Genomic DNA, 3,984 nt, shown 5'->3' on the forward strand with positions numbered 1-3,984 from the left:
GGCCGTGGCCGTAGGGCCGGACTGTCGGTGCCGGCTGGTACGGTCCCCGGCATGAGCAATCGTGTGCCCTTCACGGGTGGGGAGAAGGAAAGCCTTCATGCGGCGCTGGACCGGCACCGCGATGTGGTGCTGTGGAAGCTGGAGGGGCTGGACGACGAGCAGCTGCGCCGTCCGATGACGCCCTCCGGGACCAATCTGCTGGGGCTGGTGAAGCACCTCGGCGGCGCCGAACTCGGCTGGTTCCGGGAGACGTTCGGCCGGGAGAGCGGACCGCTGCCGTTCGACATCGACGCCGACGATTCCTCCGACATGCGGGTGGAGCCGCACGAGTCGACGGCGGACGTCCTGGCCTTCTACGCCCGGGCCCGGGCCGGCGCCGACGAGACGATCCGGGAGCTGGCACTGGACGACCTCGGCACCTCCTGGTCGGGGAACTCCGTCTCGCTGCGCTGGGTGCTGATCCACATGACCACGGAGACGGCCCGGCACACCGGGCACATGGACATCCTGCGCGAGCTGATCGACGGGGGGACGGGCGACCACAACCGGAGCTGACCCCGGACTCCGCCCGGCCCGTCCCCGCGCGGTCCGCTGCTCGCGCTCAGGCCGTCAGCCCGCGGACGGCCCGGGCCAGCGCCCGCGCCGTCCGTCGGACGTCCGCCTCGGTGGTGCGCCAGTTGCTGAACGCGGCGCGCAGGGCGGGCCGCCCCGCGTAGCGGGTGGGGGTGAGGAAGGCCTCGCCGGCCAGCCCGTCGGCGAGTGCGGTCAGCCGCTCCGGGGTCGGGTCGGCCGTCAGCGAGAAGCAGACGACGTTCAGCCGCACCGGGGCGAGCAGTTCCAGGCCCTCGATCCGGGCCACCTCCGCGCCGAGCGCCCGGGCACCGGCGATGCAGCGCTCCACGATCTCCCGGTGCCCGGAGCGGCCGTACGCCCGCAGGGTGAACCAGGCGGCGAGGGCGCGCAGCCGGTGGGAGTTCTCCGGCGTGAGGTGGACCAGGTCCGGGTGCTCGCTCAGAGGGCCGAGGTAGGCGGCGGCGTTCTGGAAGACCCGGGCCTGGAGGTCCGGGCGGCGGGTGAACTGCACGGCGCTGTCGTAGGGCACGTTGAGCCACTTGTGCAGGTCGACGCAGACCGAGTCGGCGAGGTCCAGCCCCGCCACCAGCTCCGCGTGCTCCGGCGACAGCGCGGCGAAGGCGCCGAACGCGGCGTCCACGTGCAGCCAGAACCCGTACCGCTCGCGCAGCGCGGCGATCGCGCGCAGGTCGTCGAAGTCGACGGTGTTGACCGTCCCGGCGTTGGCCACCACGACGCACGGCCCCTGAGCCCCGGTCAGTGCCCGCTCCAGCGCGGCCACGTCCACCGCCTCCCGGCCCGGCAGGACGGGCACCGTCCGCAGCGCCGTCCGGCCCAGGCCCAGCACCGACAGCGCCTTGGCGACGCTGGAGTGCGCACTGCCCGACAGCACCCGGACCGGGCCCAGCGCGCCGACCCCGTTCTCGGCGACGTCCACGCCGAGCCGCTCGCCCAGCCACTCGCGGGCGATCGCCAGCCCCACCGTGTTCGACATCGTCGCGCCGCTCACGAAGGTGCCGCGGTGCGCCGCCGAGAGCCCGAACAGCTCGCGCAGCCACCCGACCGTCTCCCGCTCCAGGTGCTGACCGGCCGGATCCAGCGAGGAGTTGGAGTTCTGGTCCACGGCCGAGGTCAGCCAGTCGCCCGCGAGCGCCGCCGGCGTCGCCCCGCCGGTCACGAACCCGAAGTAGCGCGGCCCGGTACTCGCCGACAGCCGCGGCTCCCAGCGCTCCGCGAACTCCGCCAGGGCGGCCCGCATTCCGCCGCCCTCCTCGGCGAGCGGCGAGCCGGCGGTCTCCGCGCCGACGGTCTCGGCGCCGGCCTGCTCCGCGCCGGCCCGTCCGATCGCGGGCCGTTCGTCGAGGGTCTCCAGGAAGGCGAGCGCACGCTGCCGGGTCTCCTCCAGGAGTTCCGGCAACCGGCCGAGATCGGCGGCGAGTTCGGGGTGCATGACGATTCTCCGTTGATCGACTGGGCGGTGCGCCCGAGGCTAACGGCGAGGTGCGGACGGCGTCCCGGTCCAATCCGGGACGGGTGGCCTGAAACGCACGGGGAGGTGGGGGAATTCGCGCCGTTCGGCTCAAAATCACTCCGGCGGTGCATTTTCGGCCGGTCCCTTGACCTCTCCCGATCCGGCGGACGGTGATCACCGTGCACCGCGGGCGAGTGAACGTTCCAATGTCGGGCGGATTTTCGAGCCGAGACTTCAGGGAGGTGCGGGGCTGTGCGTTCCACCACCGCTCCCGTGGCGGCCCCCGTGGCGCCGGGGCGCTTCCCACTGCTCGGCCACCTGCCGCAGCTGGCCGTCCAGCGGGTGGAGTTCCTGCAGTCGGTCAGGGCCCGGGGCGACATCGTCAGGATATTCCTCGGGAATCGTCCGGTGTTCGTCCTGAACTCACCGGAGGCCGTCCACGACGTTCTCCTGAAGCAGAGCAGGAAGTTCGGCAAAGGACTGCTGTTCGACGTCGCGCGGCCATTCATCGGGAACGGCATCATCACCTCCGAGCGGGATTTCCACCTCCGCCAACGGCGCGCGCTCCAGCCGGCCTTCCACCGGGACAGCATCGCCGCGAGCGTCGACACGATGACCGACATCGCCGAGGAGCAGGTGTCGTCCTGGCGCCCGGGCCAGGTGATCGCCATGGACCTGGTGCTGCGGAGGCGCGCCACACCATCCCAACCACGGCAGAGATCCTCTCCCCGGACCCGGAGGCCCCGGCCCTCGACCCGTCGCCGGACCTCCGCCGGATGCGCGAGGAGGACGGCCTGCCGCGGCTGCGCGTGACCCACCCGGTGCGCGGCGAGATCGACGCCGTCGTCATCACCGGGTACGGCGACGTCCGGGCCGCCTTCGCGGACGAGCGCCTGGTGACGGGCAACGGCATCGACCCGTCGCTGCCGCGCACCCTGTTCAACCAGCCGGGCCTCCTGCCCGCCTACAGCGGCGAGGAGCACAGCCGTCTGCGCCGGATGCTCACCGGCAGCTTCACCGTCCACCGGGTCGAGCGGCTGCGGCCCGCGATCGAGACGATCGTCTCCGAGCACCTCGACGCGATGGCGGAGCAGGGCCCGGCCGTCGATCTGGTCGAGGCCTTCGCCCTGCCCATCCCCTCGCTGGCGATCTGCGAACTGCTCGACGTCCCGTACGGGACCAGGGCGATGTTCCAGCGCTGCTCCCGGGTGATCATGGACGGAACCGCCGACGCCGGTCAACTGATCGCCGCCTCGGCCGAGTTGAACGCGGCCATGGCGGACATCGTGGCCCGCAACCGGGCCACCCCGGGGACGGCGTGCTGGGCGCGGTGGTGCGGCAGCACGGCGCGGAGCTCACCGACGAGGAGCTCATCGGCTTCGGCACCACCCTCCTGGTCGGCGGACACGAGACCACCGCGACCCAACTCGCCCTGAGCGTGCTGGCGTTGCTCCGCCACCCGGACCAGCTCGCCGTCCTCCGCGACGACCCCGGGGCCACCGGCCCGGCGGTGGAGGAACTGCTGCGCCATCTCGCCATCCCCGCACCGCTCCTGCGCACCGCCGCGGCCGACGTCGAGGTCAACGACCACCGGATCGCCGAGGGCGAGCACGTCCTGCTCTCCCCGCTGACCGCGAACCGCGACCCCGAACTCGTCCCCGAGCGACCGGACGACCTCGACCTGCGCCGCCGTCCGGTCGCCCAGCTGTCCTTCGGCTTCGGCGCCCACCAGTGCCTCGGCCAGCAACTGGCCCGGCTGGAACTGAAGGTGGCCCTGCCGGCCCTGCTGCGGCGCTTCCCGGCCCTGCGGCTCGCCGTCCCCGAGGCCGAGCTCCGCTTCCGTGAGGGGTCGACGGTCTACGGCGTCGAGGCGCTCCCGGTCACCTGGTGACCGGCCTGCCGGGCCGGCGCCCGCACCCGGTGGGGAACGCTCAGCGGGC

The 3,984-nt window shown here is 73.2% G+C and carries 5 protein-coding genes; 4 read left to right on the forward strand and 1 reads right to left on the reverse strand.

The genetic code is table 11. The annotated features are described in order from the left end of the window. Nucleotides 1–51: 51 nt before the first annotated feature. A complete protein-coding gene (locus ACIQOV_RS31165) occupies nucleotides 52–555 on the forward strand; it encodes a DinB family protein (protein ID WP_380539721.1) in 504 nt (167 codons plus the stop codon). Nucleotides 556–601: 46 nt separating this feature from the next. On the opposite strand, the gene ACIQOV_RS31170 is transcribed toward ACIQOV_RS31165, so the two are convergent. Next, the gene (locus ACIQOV_RS31170) at nucleotides 602–2,023 is read right to left on the reverse strand and encodes a pyridoxal phosphate-dependent decarboxylase family protein (protein WP_401053990.1); all 1,422 of its coding nucleotides are present in this window, start codon (nucleotides 2,021–2,023) and stop codon (nucleotides 602–604) included. A 294-nt stretch (nucleotides 2,024–2,317) separates the two neighbouring features. Here ACIQOV_RS31170 and ACIQOV_RS31175 point away from each other — a divergent pair, with 294 nt between their 5' ends. The 3 genes from ACIQOV_RS31175 to ACIQOV_RS31185 are packed head-to-tail and all read left to right on the forward strand — an operon-like array spanning nucleotide 2,318 to nucleotide 3,935. Next, nucleotides 2,318–2,857: a cytochrome P450 gene (locus ACIQOV_RS31175; protein WP_401053991.1), complete on the forward strand. Its 540-nt coding sequence runs from the start codon at nucleotides 2,318–2,320 to the stop codon at nucleotides 2,855–2,857. Further along, a complete protein-coding gene (locus ACIQOV_RS31180; protein WP_401053992.1) occupies nucleotides 2,821–3,480 on the forward strand; it encodes a hypothetical protein in 660 nt (219 codons plus the stop codon). Before ACIQOV_RS31175 ends, ACIQOV_RS31180 begins: the two co-directional genes overlap by 37 nt. Then, a complete protein-coding gene (locus ACIQOV_RS31185; RefSeq protein ID WP_401053994.1) occupies nucleotides 3,375–3,935 on the forward strand; it encodes a cytochrome P450 in 561 nt (186 codons plus the stop codon). Before ACIQOV_RS31180 ends, ACIQOV_RS31185 begins: the two co-directional genes overlap by 106 nt. Nucleotides 3,936–3,984 lie beyond the last annotated feature (49 nt).

This window comes from Kitasatospora sp. NPDC091257 (assembly GCF_044757675.1).
Taxonomy (GTDB): domain Bacteria; phylum Actinomycetota; class Actinomycetes; order Streptomycetales; family Streptomycetaceae; genus Kitasatospora; species Kitasatospora lactacystinica.